Source organism: Flagellimonas pacifica (assembly GCF_900215465.1).
GTDB classification, from domain to species: domain Bacteria; phylum Bacteroidota; class Bacteroidia; order Flavobacteriales; family Flavobacteriaceae; genus Flagellimonas; species Flagellimonas pacifica.
Map to the genome: position 1 here is coordinate 747,980 of NZ_OBEH01000001.1, position 16,671 is coordinate 764,650.

The window sequence follows — 16,671 nt, forward strand, 5'->3', positions numbered from 1 at the left end:
GCAATAATGCCCTTTATGTTGCGCCCCTTAATTTCGTTTGTTCTGTTGGTGCTTCACAGCGCCTACTATTTCATATAATGTTCTAATAACAAATATGCTTTAAATTCCACCTACCGGAAAGATATTGTTGTAGGGGGAGCCAAAAGTGTTGTGAAATGGCTTTCTTTGTATACACCAAAGCACTATTATTCACTACAAACGCTGGATTTTACTACATTTGCGCTTCAATTTTTGGTTATGGGTGAAGAAGAGAGATCATTAAATTTTATAGAGCATATTGTTGAAGACGATTTGGCGAGTGGATATGTAAAAAAAGACCTTCGTTTTCGTTTTCCACCAGAGCCAAATGGATACCTGCACATTGGGCATGCCAGTTCAATTTGTTTGAATTTTGGGTTAGGACTGAGGTATGACTCCCCCGTTAACCTCAGGTTTGATGATACCAACCCTGCAAAAGAGGAAAAAGAGTATGTAGATGCTATAAAAAAGGATGTTGAATGGCTGGGATATAATTGGGATACGGAATGTTATGCCTCAGATTATTTTCAACAACTGTATGATTGGGCGGTAGAGCTTATCCGTGAAGGAAAAGCATATGTGGACAGCCAAAGTTCGGAAGAAATGGCTGAGCAAAAGGGAACTCCCACTGAACCCGGTAAGGAAGGCCCCTTTCGAAATCGTTCCATAGAAGAGAATTTGGAGTTGTTTGAAGGGATGAAAAATGGTGATTTTAAGGAAGGAACCCATGTGCTGCGGGCTAAAATTGACATGGCTTCATCCAACATGTTGATGCGTGACCCAATTATGTACAGAATCTTGCACAGACCTCACCACAGAACAAATACCGATTGGTGTATTTATCCTATGTATGATTGGACGCATGGAGAGAGCGATTATATTGAACAAGTCTCCCATTCCCTGTGCACATTGGAGTTTTTGCCACATAGGGAGCTTTATAATTGGTTTTTGGACCAATTGGTAGATTCTGATAAATTGCGCCCGAAACAGCGAGAGTTTGCTCGTAGAAACCTTAGCCATACGGTTGTTAGTAAGCGAAAATTGCTTCAGTTGGTGGAGAGTGGCGTTGTTAATAGTTGGGACGATCCTAGGATGCCTACTATTTCTGGATTAAGAAGACGTGGATATACGCCTGAGTCAATTCGGAATTTTGCCGATACCATTGGAATTGCAAAAAGGGAGAATATTGTTGATGTTTCCTTGTTAGAGTTTCATGTACGGGAGCACCTTAACAAAATTGCACCAAGAGTAATGGCAGTTCTGAATCCTCTAAAATTGGTCCTCACCAATTATGAGGAAGGAAAGGAAGAATGGCTGGAGGCAGCGAACAATCCTGGTGATGAATCTGCCGGCAGCAGGAAAGTGCCATTTTCCAGAGAACTTTATATTGAGCAGGAGGATTTTCGAGAAGAGGCCAATCGTAAGTTTTTTAGATTGAAGCTAGGTGGTGAAGTACGGCTTAAAAACGGTTATATCATCAAAGCTGAAAGCTGCACGAAAGATGATGACGGAAACATTGTTGAAGTACAATGTACGTATGATCCAAAAAGTAAAAGCGGAAGCGGTACTGAAGAGAGCTTGAGAAAAGTTAAAGGAACATTGCACTGGGTGTCTGTTGCACATGCAACTCCTACAGAGATTAGATTATATGATCGCCTTTTTACTGATGCGTCACCTGATACACACAAGGATAAAGATTTTATGGATTTTGTAAATCCTGATTCTTTGAAGAAGGTTACTGGATATTTGGAACCAAGTTTAAAGGATGCAAAAATTGGAGACAGATTTCAATTTCAGCGTTTGGGTTATTTTAATGTTGACACTGACTCAACCCCTGAAAATGTAGTTTTCAACAGAACGGTAACTTTAAGGGACACTTGGGCAAAATTGGAGCAAAAATCTTAGTATAGAATTTTTCTATCCACAACGCACAATACCATTTGGTTTAATTATTAAAAACTTCTTGTTTTAAGCTATTTTCTAAGCCTTTTATGAATTCTTGGACAAAAGGGATGGCCTTTGTTTTAAAATAGCAAGTAGTGCCTTTATAATAGGAAAATGCAAATTTCAAGGGATGCTAAAAGATTTTTAGTTTTCAATGGGAAGAAAAAAGAAAAGAGAGCAAATCTGCTCCCTTTTTTAATTTGAATAGGTTGATTTGGTTTATTCCTTTTTCTTGGGTGTTCCTGTTTTCTTCATTTGTTCACCGATCATATTGCTGGCCGTAAATGATGCAACCATATTGTTCAACATATCGCTACCGGCTTGTGGCGAATTTGGAAGCAAGATCAAATTGGTGTTGGTTTCTTCACCAATGGATTGCAACGTATCATAATGCTGGGTAACCACGATCAAAGCAGAAGCTTCTTGTGAATTGATACCCACTTTGTTTAACACCTCAACGGATTCTTCAAGACCTCTGGCAATTTCTCTACGCTGATCGGCAATACCTTGACCCTGTAATCTTTTGCTTTCCGCTTCGGCCTTCGCCTTTTCTACAATTAGGATTCTTGCAGCATCACCTTCAAACTGCGCAGCGATTTTTTCGCGTTCAGATGCGTTGATTCGGTTCATTGCTTCTTTTACCTGAGCATCGGGGTCAATATCAGTAACCAAAGTTTTGATAATGTCATATCCATAATCTAACATGGCATCCTGAAGTTCGGTTTTTACGGCAATGGCAATGTCGTCTTTTTTTACAAAGACATCGTCCAACTTCATTTTTGGAACTTCCGCTCTCACTACATCAAATACATAAGAAGTAATTTGATCATGTGGATACTCCAGTTTATAAAAAGCTTCATATACTTTAGTTTTGATTACGACATATTGCACCGAAACTTTGAGTTTGACAAATACATCGTCCAAAGTTTTGGTCTCTACAATAACATCCAACTGCTGGATTTTTAGGCTTACTCTTCCTGCAATTCTTTGGACGAATGGAATTTTAAATTGTATTCCAGAGTTTCTTACACTGGTAAACCTTCCAAAAGTTTCTATCAGAACAGCCGTTTGCTGCTTTACAATAAATATTAATGAGAAAAAGATAAATCCAGTAATTAATATTGTTGGAATAAGATATGTTAAGCTCATAGCTAAAGATTTTATGTTAGGAAGTTAAATTACGAAACTCTGTAAGATATGAGTAGCCAACGATCAAGTTTTGTTACACATTCGTCAATTGGCAAGTGAATTTATAGCAGTAGCAATTCGATTTAGACTTTCTTCTTTACCAATCATTTCTAAGATGTCAAACAAATGCGGTCCTTTCATGTCGCCAACAATGATTAACCGAAGGGGGCCCATAACTTTTCCAAAGGAAAGCTCTTGTTCCGTAATCCAGTTTTTTACTTGGGCTTCGATATTGGCCGAATCGAAATTATTACAACCTTCAAGAATGGCAGCCACACTTTGCATGAGTTCAGAAGTACCTTCTTTCCATTGTTTTTTTACCATCTTTTCATTGTAGGTAGATGGCGCTTCAAAAAAGAAACTGGACAGCTCCCAAAAATCTGAAAGAAAGTTTGCCCTTTCTTTTATGAGTTGAATTATTTTTTTAACCCTTTTTTCGTCTGGATCAAAAAGAACATTTTTTGATGCGGCGATTTTACCCAGTTCAAAATTATATTGTTCCGCAAGAATGTTTTCATCATAATTTTGCAAATACTGGTGGTTGTACCACTTCGTTTTTTCAGGATCAAATCGAGCTCCTGATTTATTTACCCTTTCCAAGCTGAAAGCATCTATCAATTCATCCAAACTAAATAACTCCTGCTCAGTGCCAGGGTTCCAGCCTAATAAAGCCAAAAAGTTGACTACAGCTTCCGGAAAATAACCAGCTTCGCGATAGCCTTGAGACTCGTTCCACGATAATGGAAAAACAGGAAAACCGCCTTTTTCGCCATCCCGCTTGCTCAACTTTCCTTTTCCAACAGGTTTCATGATAAGAGGAAGATGTGCAAATTGAGGAGCTTCCCAACCAAAGGCATTATAAAGTAGTTGGTGCAATGCCAAAGAAGGCAACCATTCTTCCCCACGGATAACATGGGTAATCTCCATCAAATGATCGTCCACAATATTGGCCAAATGATAGGTGGGCATGCCATCACTTTTAAATAAGATCTTATCGTCCAAGATGTTGGTGTCTATTTTGATTTCACCGCGGATAAGATCGTTGAGCAACAAAGTTTCATCTTGTGGTGATTTAAATCGGATGACGTATTTTTCACCAGCATCCAATTTTTGCTGAACTTCTTCCGCACTCAAAGAAAGGGAATTGGAAAGCTTGAGTCTATTATGCCAATTGTAGATAAAGGTTTTGCCCTTGGCTTCATGGTCTTTTCTATGGAAATCCAATTGTTCCGAAGTATCAAAAGCATAGTAGGCATGGCCTTTTTCAATCAGCTGCAAGGCATAGTCTTTGTATAAATGTTTACGCTCACTTTGTCGGTAAGGCCCAACATTTCCTCCCTTTCCAGGGCCTTCGTCAAATGGAATTCCACACCAGTTTAAAGCCTCAACAATATAATCCTCTGCACCTTCCACATATCTATTTTGATCTGTGTCCTCAATACGAAGCACAAAATCTCCGTTATGTTTTTTAGCGAACAAATAGTTGAAAAGGGCAGTACGAACACCGCCAATATGTAATGGTCCTGTTGGACTAGGGGCAAATCGAACCCGTACTTTCTGACTCATCATTATAATTTGAAGGGCAAAGATACTATTTGACAGGGCAGTAAAAAACTTGAAATGAAAGGGGATTTAACAAAATGTTTTCACGACTATTCGGAGCTATCGGGTATCTTGGTAATAAAATGACCCAATTTGGAAGGTTACAATAATATTTTAAGAAAACTCAACGAGTTTACAAGAAGGTATTACATCAAACAATTGATCAAGGGCGGTTTGTTGTTTTTGTCTTTGGGACTGTTGTTTTTTTTGGCGATTATGTCATTGGAATATATGCTCTGGCTAAACCAGAATTGGCGCTTGTTTCTGTTCTTAATTTTCTTATTGGTTGAGTTGGCCTTGTTGTATAGGTTTATTTTAATTCCCATATTTTATCTTTTCAAGGTAAAAAAGGGACTAACAAACAAAGAGGCTGCGAGATTGATAGGCAAGCATTTTCCTAACATTGATGACAAGCTTTTCAATTTATTGGAACTGTCTGAAAATAAAGAAAGATCCGAGCTGTTGTTGGCCAGTATTGAACAAAAGAGTCAAAACCTGAATAGTTTTTCTTTTGCCAAAGCGGTCAATCTAAAAGAAAGTATTGGCTATGCAAAATACGCTGTTGTTCCTGTTTTAATAATTGCAATTATATGGATTTCGGGAAATATAGCCTCTTTTTTTAGTTCGTATATCCGTGTAGTGAATTATGATGTTGCATATGAACAACCGGCTCCGTTTGTATTTAGGGTTTTGAATGATAAGCTAGAGGTGTTAGATAACGAACCCTTGACCATTCAAGTGGAAACCATTGGTGATGTTATGCCTGAAGATGTGTTTATGGTAATTGATGGTGAGCAATTGTTGCTTCAGAAGAAAGGAAACCATTTCATACATACTTTTGAGTCACCAGTTAGTGAGAAGAATTTTCACCTTACTGCAAATGGCTGGGATTCCCGGGATTACAGTATTAAGAGTTTTAGCACACCTTCCTTGGTCGATTTCAGAATGAGTTTGGCTTACCCAAGATATACGGACCGTGTTTCTGAAGTTGTTACAGGAACGGGTAATGCTATAGTTCCCGAAGGAACAAAAGTTACTTGGGAGATTGAAGGAAAAAATGTTGATGCTATTAAAATGACTTTAAGGGATACTATAATTTCCTTTACTGGAATGGGGGATAGCTTTAAGGCCGAGAAGAACATCTACAATGATTTTCCTTATGAGTTGAGCACATCGAATACCAATGTAAGTGACTTTGAACGGTTAGGTTATCAGTTAGATGTTGTAAAGGATGCTTATCCTGTTGTCCAAGTGGAACAAATTTTGGACTCGATTAATCCCAATCAATCTTTTTTCTCTGGGCAAACATCGGACGATTATAAGGTGAATTCAATTCGCGTTGTTTGCTACTCGTCAGATGACAGGAAAAGTGTTCAAAGACTTGTTTTGGAATCACCAAGGTCCAATGTACATCAGTTTTATTATACATTTCCTTCTGGATTTGAACTGGAGGATGGAAAGAATTATAAATTGTTTTTTGAAGTTGTTGATAATGATGGACTTAGAAATGGAAAGGTTACTAAAAGTAAAGTTTTTGATGCTTCCCTATTGAACAATAACCAACTGAAAAACAATGAATTAGAGTTCCAGAACAAGGTCTTGAATAATCTTGATAAATCCTTGGAGAAGTACAGGGAACAACAAGAAACACTTTCTAAGATCAATGACAAGCAAAAGGAAGAGAATAGCTTAAATTTTGATGATAAGAATGAGATAAAGGACTTTTTACGCAAGCAGGAGGAACAGGAAGAGTTGATGAAAAAATTTAGTAGGCAACTTAAAGAAAGCTTGGATAAGGATGAGGGCTCTGATGAAATGAAGAAAATGCTCCAAGAACGATTGGAAAGACAAGAATTGGAAGCTAGAAAGAACAAGAAGCTACTGGAAGAATTGAACAAGCTTTCGGAAAAAATCAATAAAGAAGAGCTGAAAAAGAAACTTGAAGAGTTGGGCAAGAAGCAAAGTTCTGGCGCCAGAAATTTGGAACAAATTTTGGAGCTCACCAAACGTTATTATGTTACCGAAAAAATGACACAGCTTTCCAAAGAATTGGAAAAACTTTCCGAAAGACAGGAGATGCTTTCAAAGATGAAGTTCGATAATATACTTCAGAAAGAAGAGAACAAGAAGTTTGAGGAGTTGTCCAAGGAGCTCGACACACTTAGGAAGGATAACGATGAGCTTAAAAAACCGTTGGATTTGGATGTTGCTCCGAGAGATCAGGAATCTGTGAAAAAGGACCAGCAAGATGCACTTGAGGAAATTAATAAGCATAAAGGTAATGAAGAGTCATCTGAAAGTGACGAGAAACAAAAGTTAGAAAATAAAGTTTCTCAAAAACAGAAGTCTGCATCGCAAAAAATGAAAGAGATGAGTACTGCCATGCAACAAAGTGCCATGAGCGGAGGGGGTTCATCAGACACTGAAGATGCTGAAATGTTACGGCAGATTTTGGACAATCTGGTCACTTTTTCTTTTAAGCAGGAAAACTTGTTTGGGAGTGTTGAAAATGCGGATGCTGACGTTTCCCAATTTTCTAAAACGGTTAGAGATCAAAGGGAATTGAGAAGGTTGTTTGAGCATGTTGATGATAGCTTATTTGCCCTTTCATTGCGGAGGGTTGAATTATCTGAATTTGTGAATGAGCAAATCACTGAGGTATACTATAACATTGATAAATCTTTAGAAAGTATTGCGGATAACCAGATTTTTCAGGGAGCATCTTACCAGCAATATGTTATAAGTGCTACGAATGCTTTAGCGGATTTTCTTGCCAATGTATTGGACAATATGCAACAAAGTATGAAACCAGGTCAGGGCAGCGGACAAGGCGGTCAAGACTTTCAACTTCCGGACATCATACAGGGGCAAGAAGGAATAGGAGAAAAGATGAACGGTTCTGGACAAAATAACAAAGGTAAATCTGGTGAAAAAGGAAAAGAGGGTCAGGGCAAAGATGGAGAACCTGAAAATGGGAGCAAAGGAGAAGGTGCTAAAACTGGAAATAGTGGAGGTGAAGAACAAGAAAAAGGTCAAGGTAACGAAGGGGGTAATAAGGGAGAGGGTGGTCAAGGAGGAACCAACGAGATGGGCTTAAGTGAGATATATGAAATCTATAAAGAGCAGCAATATTTAAGACAACAATTGGAAAAACAACTACAGGATATGATTGATAATGCTGATAGAAACTTGGCTAAAAAGTTGATTAAGCAAATGGAGAGCTTTGAAAATGATTTATTGGAAAATGGAATCACACAGCAAACAAGGAACAAGGTAAATACAATCCAACATCAATTATTGAAACTTAAAAATGCTTCATTAAAACAAGGCAAACAAAAGGAGAGGGAAAGCAGTACTAATCTTAATAGATTTTCTAATCCAATTATTACAAAACCTGAGGTCCTTAAGGAGCGCAAGAACAACATTGAAATATTAAATAGACAAGCATTACCTTTGCGGCAAAATTACGGTAAGAAGGTAAAGGTCTATTTTAAAAATGATTGATTTCCATTTCAAGTTGGAGTTTGGTTTGAAGGATGAAACGAAATATTCCGATTGGATAACTAGGGTTATTGTTTCTGAGGGTTTTGGAATTGGACAAGTTGACTATATATTTTGCTCTGATGATTATCTGTTGAACATCAATCAGCAGTATTTAAATCACGACACCTTTACCGATATTATCACCTTTGATTACTCTAGTGGAAGTTGTATTTCGGGAGATGTTTTTATCTCAGCTGATAGGGTTAAGGAGAACGCTAAGACCTACAACGTTGGTTTTGAAGAAGAGCTTTTGCGTGTGATGAGTCATGGCGTTTTACACCTAATGGGTTACGGAGACAAGATGGATGAGGAGCGGGAGTTGATGCGTAAAAAGGAAGATGAAAAGATAAAATTGTTCCACGTGGAACCATAGTTATGTTTGAAAAGGAGTATGATGTTATAGTTGTTGGCGGAGGTCATGCAGGGGCCGAGGCGACTGCCGCGGCTGCTAATATGGGGTCAAAGACTTTGTTGGTCACCATGAATTTGCAGACTATTGGACAGATGTCCTGCAATCCTGCTATGGGTGGAATTGCAAAAGGGCAAATCGTTAGGGAAATAGATGCACTTGGAGGCTATAGCGGAATCATTACAGACAAGTCTGCAATCCAGTTTAAGATGTTGAATAAATCCAAAGGCCCAGCCATGTGGAGCCCAAGGGCACAAAACGACAGAATGCGTTTTGCAGAGGAGTGGAGAATTGCATTGGAGAGCACTCCAAAAGCGGATTTTTATCAGGAGATGGTTTCCGGTTTGCTTGTTGAAAAGGACAAGGTAGTTGGGGTGAGGACCTCACTTGGAATTGATATTAGAGCCAAAGCAGTTGTGCTTACCAATGGCACTTTTCTAAATGGACTTATTCATATTGGTGAGAAACAATTTGGTGGTGGAAGAGCTGGTGAAAAAGCAGCAACCGGAATTACAGAGCAGTTGGTTGATTTTGGTTTTGATAGCGGTAGAATGAAAACTGGAACTCCGCCACGAGTAGACGGAAGATCGTTGGATTACTCAAAAATGATTCCACAGCCAGGGGATGAAAATCCAGACAAGTTTTCCTATTTGAAGACTCCAATTTTGGATAAGCAGCGTGAGTGTCACATGACCCATACAAGTGCTTTGGTTCATGATCTGTTACGTGAGGGCTTTGATCGCTCACCAATGTTCAATGGCAGAATCCAAAGTATTGGCCCTCGTTATTGCCCATCTATAGAGGACAAAATCAACCGCTTTGCGGAGAAGGATTCCCATCAAATTTTTGTGGAGCCTGAGGGGTGGCATACGGTTGAAGTTTATGTGAATGGATTCTCTACTTCTCTTCCGGAGGATGTACAGTATAAAGCGTTGAAATCCGTCAAAGGGTTTGAGAACGTTAAATTCTTTAGACCGGGATATGCCATCGAGTACGATTATTTTCCACCCACACAATTAAAGCACACCTTGGAAACTAAGTTGATAAACAATCTTTATTTCGCAGGTCAAATAAATGGGACAACAGGATATGAGGAGGCTGCTTCCCAAGGGCTGATGGCCGGAATCAATGCGCATTTAAAAATCAATGAAAAGGAATCTTTTATCCTAAAACGGGATGAGGCATATATAGGTGTTCTCATTGATGATTTGATTACAAAAGGAACCGAGGAACCCTATCGTATGTTTACCTCTAGAGCTGAGTATAGAACATTGCTTCGTCAGGATAATGCAGATTTGAGGTTGACTCCAAAAAGTTTTAAACTTGGTTTAGCGACCAAGGAGCGCATGAAGTTCATGGAAGAGAAACAGGAGAAGTCGGATAAGTTTGTGGAGTTTTTTAGAAAAACAAGCTTTGTTCCTGACGAAATAAACCCCATTTTGGAATCCGTTTCTTCATCAATGGTTAAGCAATCTGATAAACTTTTTAAAGTGTTTTCTAGACCAAAGGTGACTATGGATCACATGTTGAGTTTAAAGTCGGTGTCGGAATTTGTAAAGGAAAATGAGTTTAATACAGAAGTTTTGGAGCAAACGGAAATACAAGTGAAGTATTCAGGCTACATTGAAAAAGAAAAGAACAATGCAGATAAGCTTCACAGACTTGAAAATGTAAAGATTCCTGAAAACTTTGACTACTCCAAGCTTAAATCACTTTCTTATGAGGCAAGAGAGAAGTTGGAAACGATACGTCCGGTTACAATTTCACAAGCTTCGCGAATTAGTGGTGTATCTCCTTCAGATGTTAGCGTACTTCTTGTTTTTTTAGGACGCTAGGTATTTTTTGTTCCACGTGGAACATTTTAAGATAATCTACTTGATTTGTTGTGGCTTGGTTTTTGATTCATAAAATCAATCAAACCAAAACTAATGAAACGCAATCTACTCCTGCTTGTTTCTGCCATATTTATATATTCATGTATTCCACTTAGAATAGCTCCAAACATAAAAGACTATAAAGTGTCAAAAGGTAAAAGGTTTAAAAGAGGCCTACCTAGAAAGAGCATGTTTATTTTTGAAGATCCCAAGGACGCAAATGAGTTCTATCATTATGTGAATACCAAATTTCAATTAGAAGATTATTATGTGGATGTTGACGTGCCTTTTGAAGTGAAAGGAGATAAATTTTATTTTTCCTTTTATGAAGTGGAGATACCAACAAAGACCATCAATTTAATTCCGTTGATGATTGATGGCATTCTTGATCAGGCTGCGGAGATGGGTCCAATTCTTGAGGACACATATGAGTTAAGAGTTGGAAATTGGTATATAGCCATAGAAGTTTTTAGCGATTCAGAGAAAGATTGTTTACATGAAGATTCCATTTTTAGACCGAAGCTTTTAACGTATCTTTCGCAACTCAAAAAAGAGTATTTGAATACGGTCAATTACAATGAAGTTGTTTTTAAAAACTAAAGACTTTTCAGTTTCAAAAGAAAACTTTGAATTGCTGTTTGATACTGAGTTGGAGATGCTGGTAACCCATCCCAAACCGGATGATCTTGCTTCATACTATGAGAGCCAAGAGTACATTTCGCATACGGATTCCAAGGCCTCTCTAACAGATAGATTATACCAGTGGATAAAGCGATATAGTATCAAGAAGAAGATTCAACTGATTGATAATCAGTCAGTTAATCCAGAAAAATTGCTTGATTTTGGTGCTGGAACTGGAGATTTTTTGGCGCAATCTAAATCTAAGGGATTCAAAGTCAGTGGGATAGAGCCAAATGAGAAAGCCAGAGCCTATGCTGCAAAAAAGGGAGTTCCCTTATTCAAGGATTCAACAGAAATACAGAATGAAATTTTTGATGTGATTACGCTTTGGCATGTATTGGAGCATCTACCTAATTTGGATAGTCAAGTTAAAGAGCTGAACAGTTTGCTGGATTTAAATGGCACCTTGATTGTTGCGGTGCCCAATTACAAATCGTTTGATGCAAAACATTACGGAGCACATTGGGCCGCTTATGATGTACCTCGACATTTATGGCATTTTTCCAAAACATCCATTATTCGACTTTTTGATAAACACAACATGGAAGTGGTTTCTATAAAGCCGATGATTTTTGATGCATTTTACGTTTCACTGCTTTCAGAAAAATATAAAGGCAACATGCTATATTTAAGCAATGCATTTTTTGTTGGGTTATGGTCAAATTTCCGGGCATACTTTTCAAAGGAGTATTCGTCTCTTATTTATATCATTAAAAAGAAAAACTAGGCTTTTCTAAGCACTTTGTGGGCGTTTCTACATCAGTTCTTTGGAATCACCTTGTTTAACAAAGAAAAGAGCTCTAATGGGACTGTCTGCAATCCAATAAAATAAATATATTTTATCTTTTTTTGGCTAACCATAGGTGTTTCCTATTTATAAACAACTGACCTTTTTGGATTCCATGCCAGATAATGTTAGTCATTAAAAAAGCTTTTCTATTTTTGCGCATCTTTAAACTAGAGAAATGAAATCGATATAATTAAAATAATCATTAACCAATATGGACAATGATTATTTTAATTATCAAAGATTACATGTGACCAATAAAAAACAATAAAAATAAACACATGAAAAAAGGTATAGTATTATTTATAGTTGCTTTAACGGTAGTGGCTTGTCAACAAAACAAGATTGGGTACGTAGACAATGTGAAGTTGATGGATGGCTACCAAGAAAAAATTGATGTAGAAGCCAAGTTCAAAACCAAAGTTGAGGCATTGACCAAAAAGAGGGACAGTATTTCCCAAGCATTTCAATTAGAGCTTCAGGCCTTTCAGGCGAAAGCTCAAAAAATGTCTCAGAAAAACGCGCAGGAAGAATACGGTCTGTTGCAACAAAAAGGGCAATTTGTTGGTCAACAGTTACAACAAGAAGAGCAACAATTACAGCAACAAAGCCAAACTGAAATGGATTCTTTGGTGAGTAAGGTTAAAAGTGAAATAAAAGGTTACGGAGCTGCAAACGGTTACACCTATATTTTAGGTGGAGGCGATGGCGGAGCTGTGCTTTATGGGGAGGACGCGAACAATCTTACTGAAGGCGTGCTTAAGATACTAAACGACAAATACAAAAAATAGATCTTACGATGCTATAAAACTGAAAGGCCCATTCTTTAGAATGGGCCTTTTTCATTCATATTTTCCAATAAAACCCTAATTCCAATTTAGATTCCAACTCAATTTTGTAGTTTCATGGTAGTCTCAATGATGGCTGCAATGGACACAATTTCTTGCCTTTGGAAAAGAAAAACAAGGATGCTTATGGCAACCTGTATGTTTTTCAATATTGTTTCTTTTTCACAAACAACCACAAGTATCGGAGCCTATACCGAAGTGCCCGAAAAAGTATATCTTCAACTAACCTCAAAAGAGTATACCTCAGGGCAGACCATTTGGTTCAAGGCTCTTGTTACTGATTCTAGAGACCATACACCATCCTATCTTAGTGGTGTGCTTTATGTTGATTTGATTGACCCAAATGGACAAATTGTTTCACATAAAATAATTAAGCTGACAAGTGGTATAGGTCATGGCTTTATAGACTTACCAGAAAGTTATAATGGTCAGTTTTTAATTAGGGCATATACACAGTGGAACAGGAATTTTGGGAAAGAGTTTATGTTCAAGGAGTATATCACAATCCATGAATTGATAAAACAAAAAGAAGAAAATCCCTTTGGTCAACTTAGGAGAGTACAGAATGAAGAAGGAAAAGTTTTCTTGTCTGGAGAAATTGAACTGAAGGAAACGGTCAAAACAAACCCGGGCAAAATTAAGGTTAAGTTGGATTGGGGGGCGAGAAAAGATTCAATTTGGGTTAAGAGAAATAAAGGAAACACTTATTTCTTTAAACATGAAATCCCGAAAGAATTAAATTGGATTTCACTTGCTCTTGATACAGATGAAAGATTCAATTATTCAAAAACAGTTGTTTTAAAAGATGACGTTCTCGATTTGCAATTTTTCCCCGAGAGTGGTAAAATGGTACATGGCCTATATAGTAAGGTTGGATATAAAGCAGTGGGGTTCGATGGAAAAGGAAGAAAAATACAGGGTGATGTTTTTGATAATAAAGGAAGAAAAATAACCTCATTTAAAAGCAACTCTTTGGGTATGGGCATTTTTCACCTAAAGGCAGATAGCAATTTGCGCTTTCATGTAAAAATCAATTCAGAAAAAACCTCAACCGCCAAGACCTTGTTTCCCTTGCCCAAAGCTGTCCAAAAAGGTAGCGTCCTATCTATTGAGAAGACAAAAGATAAAATAAGATTGCGTGTCATTTCAAATGACCTAAAAGATAGTGTGTCCGTTAAAATCAGCTGTAGAGCTGTAGATTATTATCTGATAGAAGGGATGTTGGTTCAAGGAAGTCTTATCTCTAAGATTCCAATCGAAAACCTTCCTAATGGAATCTTGGTTTTCACTTTAATGGACAAAAAACAGCAACCTATAGCAGAAAGGCTTTTCTATAATGAATCAGGCAAGGATGAATTGCAGGTTGAACTTATAACCAATAAATCCAATTATAACAGAAGAGAAAAAACAAAGTTGGACATTCAAGCTTTGGAAGAAGGTAAGAAACCGTCCATTGCAAATATGTCTATCAAGGTAATCAACAAAAATCAATGGCGCGAAGGTATTGATGGCTTTATACGGTCTCATTTTCTTTTAGAATCAGAACTTAGGGGACAGATTGAAAACCCAGGACAGTATTTTGACAAAGAAAACCCTGGCCGCCATGGGGATATGGATGCTCTGTTGCTTACCCAAGGCTGGCGCAACTATAAATATCCGCCAAAAAGACAAGGAAATAGGTTTTTTTGGCCCCAACCTAGACTTACGGTGAGAGGTGTGGTTGCCCCACTTTCCTCAAAGAACAAAATACAGAAAGAGATTGATTTAACATTGGCCACTTTTGGGAAAGAAACATCGCTTTATTCACAAAGAACAGATAGTTTGGGAAATTTCCAGTTTTTGCTGGATGACACCTATGGTGAACAGATACGGATATTGCTTCACGCCAATAATGGGAAAAAAAGAAGAAAAAAACTTTCCATAAAGATTAATGACTTCTTCCCGATCGAAGTTAACTATAAGCACAATCCTTTTGCTGGCAAAATGGATGAAATGACCACCACGCTTTTGAAAGAGGAACAAAGACGCAAGAGAACAGACATGGTTTTTGATTCGCTTTATGGAGTTACCCAATTAGATGAAGTTGTTGTTGAAGATGTAAGATTAAATCCAGAACGCAGGGAACTCTATGAAAAATATGGAAAGCCAGATGTGATAATATCAGGAGATTCGCTAAGACATAAAGAGAAAAAATGGTCCTATGGCCTGTACAGCATTCTTTTGTTCAACTATGGCAGTGAGGTCATAATTGAACGATTCCCCGATGGCTTCATGCTAGCGCAAATTCCAGGAGGACCAAGTTTAGTCATGGTAGATGGGAGGTTGATACAGAAATATGAATACAACTATGTTCCGCATATGCCCCCAGGAGTGGTTGAGAATTTAGAACTGATAAAATTTGCAAAATCGTTTAAAGAGAGTTATTTGCAAGTATTCCCTGAAACACACCCAATGGAATTGCCTGCCGCCGGACATATTATTTCCATAAACACAAAAGGAAAGGTGGGATTATACAGTTCGGATAAACCCAAACCGGGAACTCTTGACACTACAATTGAAGTGTTCTCTCCCATAAAGGAATTCTATACACCCAAATATGACAAACCTATTCCTGTAAATGAGCAAAAACCCGATTTAAGGTCATTGATACATTGGAAACCGAGCTTAAATACTGATGAGAAAGGAAAAACTTCAGAAAGTTTTTACAATGGAGATGTCTTAGGTGATTATGTCATTATTATTGAAGCAATTTCCAAAGAAGGCTATATTGGATACCAAACGAAGACATTTTCTGTTGTAGAATAAGGTATTTACTTGGTCTATTTGAAGGCCAACAAGGTGTTTAATAATACAAACCATTTTGAAGAATGGAAGCAATGGCCTTTTTCTCATGCGCTAACAAAACACTGTATTCCTCCTTATCCAATTTACAAGGCACACCTACAAATGTAATAGCATATCCTTTTAGGATTTCATTAAAAACTAATCTAACCCTTTCCAAGTGGTATCCGGAAGTGATTATTGTAAGCGAGAGCTCATTTTTGAGTTTGGACAAAATAGATTTTGCCTTAACGGCATCGTCAACCGTGTTTTCTGAAAGAGCAAATTCCAAAAAAGCATTTCCCTGCACTCCTTTTTTCATTAAATAAGCTTTTGCATAATGCGCATGCGGATGTTTGGCAGTGTTAAAATTAGGGCCCCACCCACCAGTACAGAGCACAAGACTTTTCTTTTTGAATAAATCGGCGCAACAATCAAGGCGACTTTTGGAAATTGAGCTTAACTCCCCTGAAACAGAGTTGGGCGAACCCAAAACAATTAAGACATTTTTTATGGTTTTTCCACTTGCCAAATGATTGCTTTTTAGGTTGTTATTGTAGCAGATAAATCAAAAATATAGTTGGAATAAAATAAATTACAATTGTTTTTGCGCCTTCGTAATCTTTAGCCACCCGTTGTCCAAAAAGCAAAAATAATAGGGTGATTGCGGAGAGGATGGCTCCATATATGGCCATATTACTTTTGCCTGAGGCAACAAACTGAAAAGTTCCAACTGCACATAAAATTCCTGAAACCATTTCCATCAACAATATTGTTCCTAGCAGAAGAGGTACCATTCCATTAAAAATACTTTTGGAAAAATGGTCCTTTAGCCAGGTTATATTTCCTTTCCAATCCATAATTTTATCAATACCGCTTTGCAATAAGGTAATGGTTAAAAAAAGAAGTAAAAGAATTGGAGCGGCGTTTAAAATAAAATGTTCCATCGTTAGCTTG

General features: G+C 37.6%; 12 protein-coding genes. 8 read left to right on the forward strand and 4 right to left on the reverse strand.

All coding sequences use genetic code 11. The features are described from left to right. Positions 1–237: 237 nt before the first annotated feature. On the forward strand, positions 238–1,923 hold the full coding sequence (locus tag CRO15_RS03270) for a glutamine--tRNA ligase/YqeY domain fusion protein (RefSeq protein WP_097044342.1): 1,686 nt from the start codon (positions 238–240) through the stop codon (positions 1,921–1,923). A 258-nt stretch (positions 1,924–2,181) separates the two neighbouring features. Here the strand turns inward: CRO15_RS03270 and CRO15_RS03275 are convergent, their stop codons facing one another. Both CRO15_RS03275 and gltX read right to left on the reverse strand, forming a co-directional pair. Then, positions 2,182–3,111: an SPFH domain-containing protein gene (locus tag CRO15_RS03275; protein WP_097044343.1), complete on the reverse strand. Its 930-nt coding sequence runs from the start codon at positions 3,109–3,111 to the stop codon at positions 2,182–2,184. Positions 3,112–3,195: 84 nt separating this feature from the next. After that, a complete protein-coding gene (gltX, locus tag CRO15_RS03280) occupies positions 3,196–4,716 on the reverse strand; it encodes a glutamate--tRNA ligase (protein WP_097044344.1) in 1,521 nt (506 codons plus the stop codon). A 129-nt stretch (positions 4,717–4,845) separates the two neighbouring features. Between gltX and CRO15_RS03285 the strand changes: the two genes are divergently transcribed. The 7 genes from CRO15_RS03285 (at position 4,846) to CRO15_RS03315 (ending at position 15,699) form a co-directional block, all read left to right on the forward strand. Beyond that, positions 4,846–8,256, forward strand: a complete 3,411-nt coding sequence (locus tag CRO15_RS03285; RefSeq protein WP_097044345.1) for a hypothetical protein — start codon at positions 4,846–4,848, stop codon at positions 8,254–8,256. Further along, a complete protein-coding gene (gene ybeY, locus CRO15_RS03290) occupies positions 8,249–8,668 on the forward strand; it encodes an rRNA maturation RNase YbeY (protein WP_097044346.1) in 420 nt (139 codons plus the stop codon). The genes CRO15_RS03285 and ybeY overlap by 8 nt, the downstream gene beginning before the upstream one ends. 2 nt (positions 8,669–8,670) lie before the next feature. Beyond that, positions 8,671–10,539 carry a tRNA uridine-5-carboxymethylaminomethyl(34) synthesis enzyme MnmG gene (gene mnmG / locus CRO15_RS03295; RefSeq protein ID WP_097044347.1) on the forward strand — a complete coding sequence of 623 codons (1,869 nt, stop codon included), beginning with the start codon at positions 8,671–8,673 and terminating at the stop codon, positions 10,537–10,539. A 93-nt stretch (positions 10,540–10,632) separates the two neighbouring features. After that, entirely contained in the window at positions 10,633–11,178 is a 546-nt protein-coding gene (locus CRO15_RS03300) for a hypothetical protein (protein ID WP_097044348.1), read from the forward strand. Further along, positions 11,156–11,986: a class I SAM-dependent methyltransferase gene (locus tag CRO15_RS03305; RefSeq protein ID WP_097044349.1), complete on the forward strand. Its 831-nt coding sequence runs from the start codon at positions 11,156–11,158 to the stop codon at positions 11,984–11,986. The genes CRO15_RS03300 and CRO15_RS03305 overlap by 23 nt, the downstream gene beginning before the upstream one ends. A 341-nt stretch (positions 11,987–12,327) precedes the next feature. Beyond that, positions 12,328–12,837 (forward strand): OmpH/Skp family outer membrane protein, encoded by a 510-nt coding sequence (locus CRO15_RS03310; protein ID WP_097044350.1) that lies wholly within the window; start codon positions 12,328–12,330, stop codon positions 12,835–12,837. 183 nt (positions 12,838–13,020) lie between these two features. Beyond that, positions 13,021–15,699, forward strand: a complete 2,679-nt coding sequence (locus tag CRO15_RS03315; protein WP_133067194.1) for a hypothetical protein — start codon at positions 13,021–13,023, stop codon at positions 15,697–15,699. Between the two features lie 37 nt (positions 15,700–15,736). Here the strand turns inward: CRO15_RS03315 and CRO15_RS03320 are convergent, their stop codons facing one another. Further along, positions 15,737–16,246: a YdcF family protein gene (locus tag CRO15_RS03320; protein ID WP_165769902.1), complete on the reverse strand. Its 510-nt coding sequence runs from the start codon at positions 16,244–16,246 to the stop codon at positions 15,737–15,739. A 19-nt stretch (positions 16,247–16,265) separates the two neighbouring features. Further along, the gene (locus CRO15_RS03325; protein ID WP_207763794.1) at positions 16,266–16,661 is read right to left on the reverse strand and encodes a DoxX family protein; all 396 of its coding nucleotides are present in this window, start codon (positions 16,659–16,661) and stop codon (positions 16,266–16,268) included. Between the last annotated feature and the right edge of the window lie 10 nt (positions 16,662–16,671).

Coding starts and splice junctions, on each gene's coding strand:
- CRO15_RS03270 (WP_097044342.1), top strand. CDS start 238: ATGGGTGAAGAAGAGAGATCATTAAATTTTATAGAGCATATTGTTGAA.
- CRO15_RS03315 (WP_133067194.1), top strand. CDS start 13,021: ATGGCAACCTGTATGTTTTTCAATATTGTTTCTTTTTCACAAACAACC.
- CRO15_RS03325 (WP_207763794.1), bottom strand. CDS start 16,661: ATGGAACATTTTATTTTAAACGCCGCTCCAATTCTTTTACTTCTTTTT.
- CRO15_RS03275 (WP_097044343.1), bottom strand. CDS start 3,111: ATGAGCTTAACATATCTTATTCCAACAATATTAATTACTGGATTTATC.
- CRO15_RS03300 (WP_097044348.1), top strand. CDS start 10,633: ATGAAACGCAATCTACTCCTGCTTGTTTCTGCCATATTTATATATTCA.
- gltX (WP_097044344.1), bottom strand. CDS start 4,716: ATGAGTCAGAAAGTACGGGTTCGATTTGCCCCTAGTCCAACAGGACCA.
- CRO15_RS03305 (WP_097044349.1), top strand. CDS start 11,156: ATGAAGTTGTTTTTAAAAACTAAAGACTTTTCAGTTTCAAAAGAAAAC.
- CRO15_RS03310 (WP_097044350.1), top strand. CDS start 12,328: ATGAAAAAAGGTATAGTATTATTTATAGTTGCTTTAACGGTAGTGGCT.
- ybeY (WP_097044346.1), top strand. CDS start 8,249: ATGATTGATTTCCATTTCAAGTTGGAGTTTGGTTTGAAGGATGAAACG.
- mnmG (WP_097044347.1), top strand. CDS start 8,671: ATGTTTGAAAAGGAGTATGATGTTATAGTTGTTGGCGGAGGTCATGCA.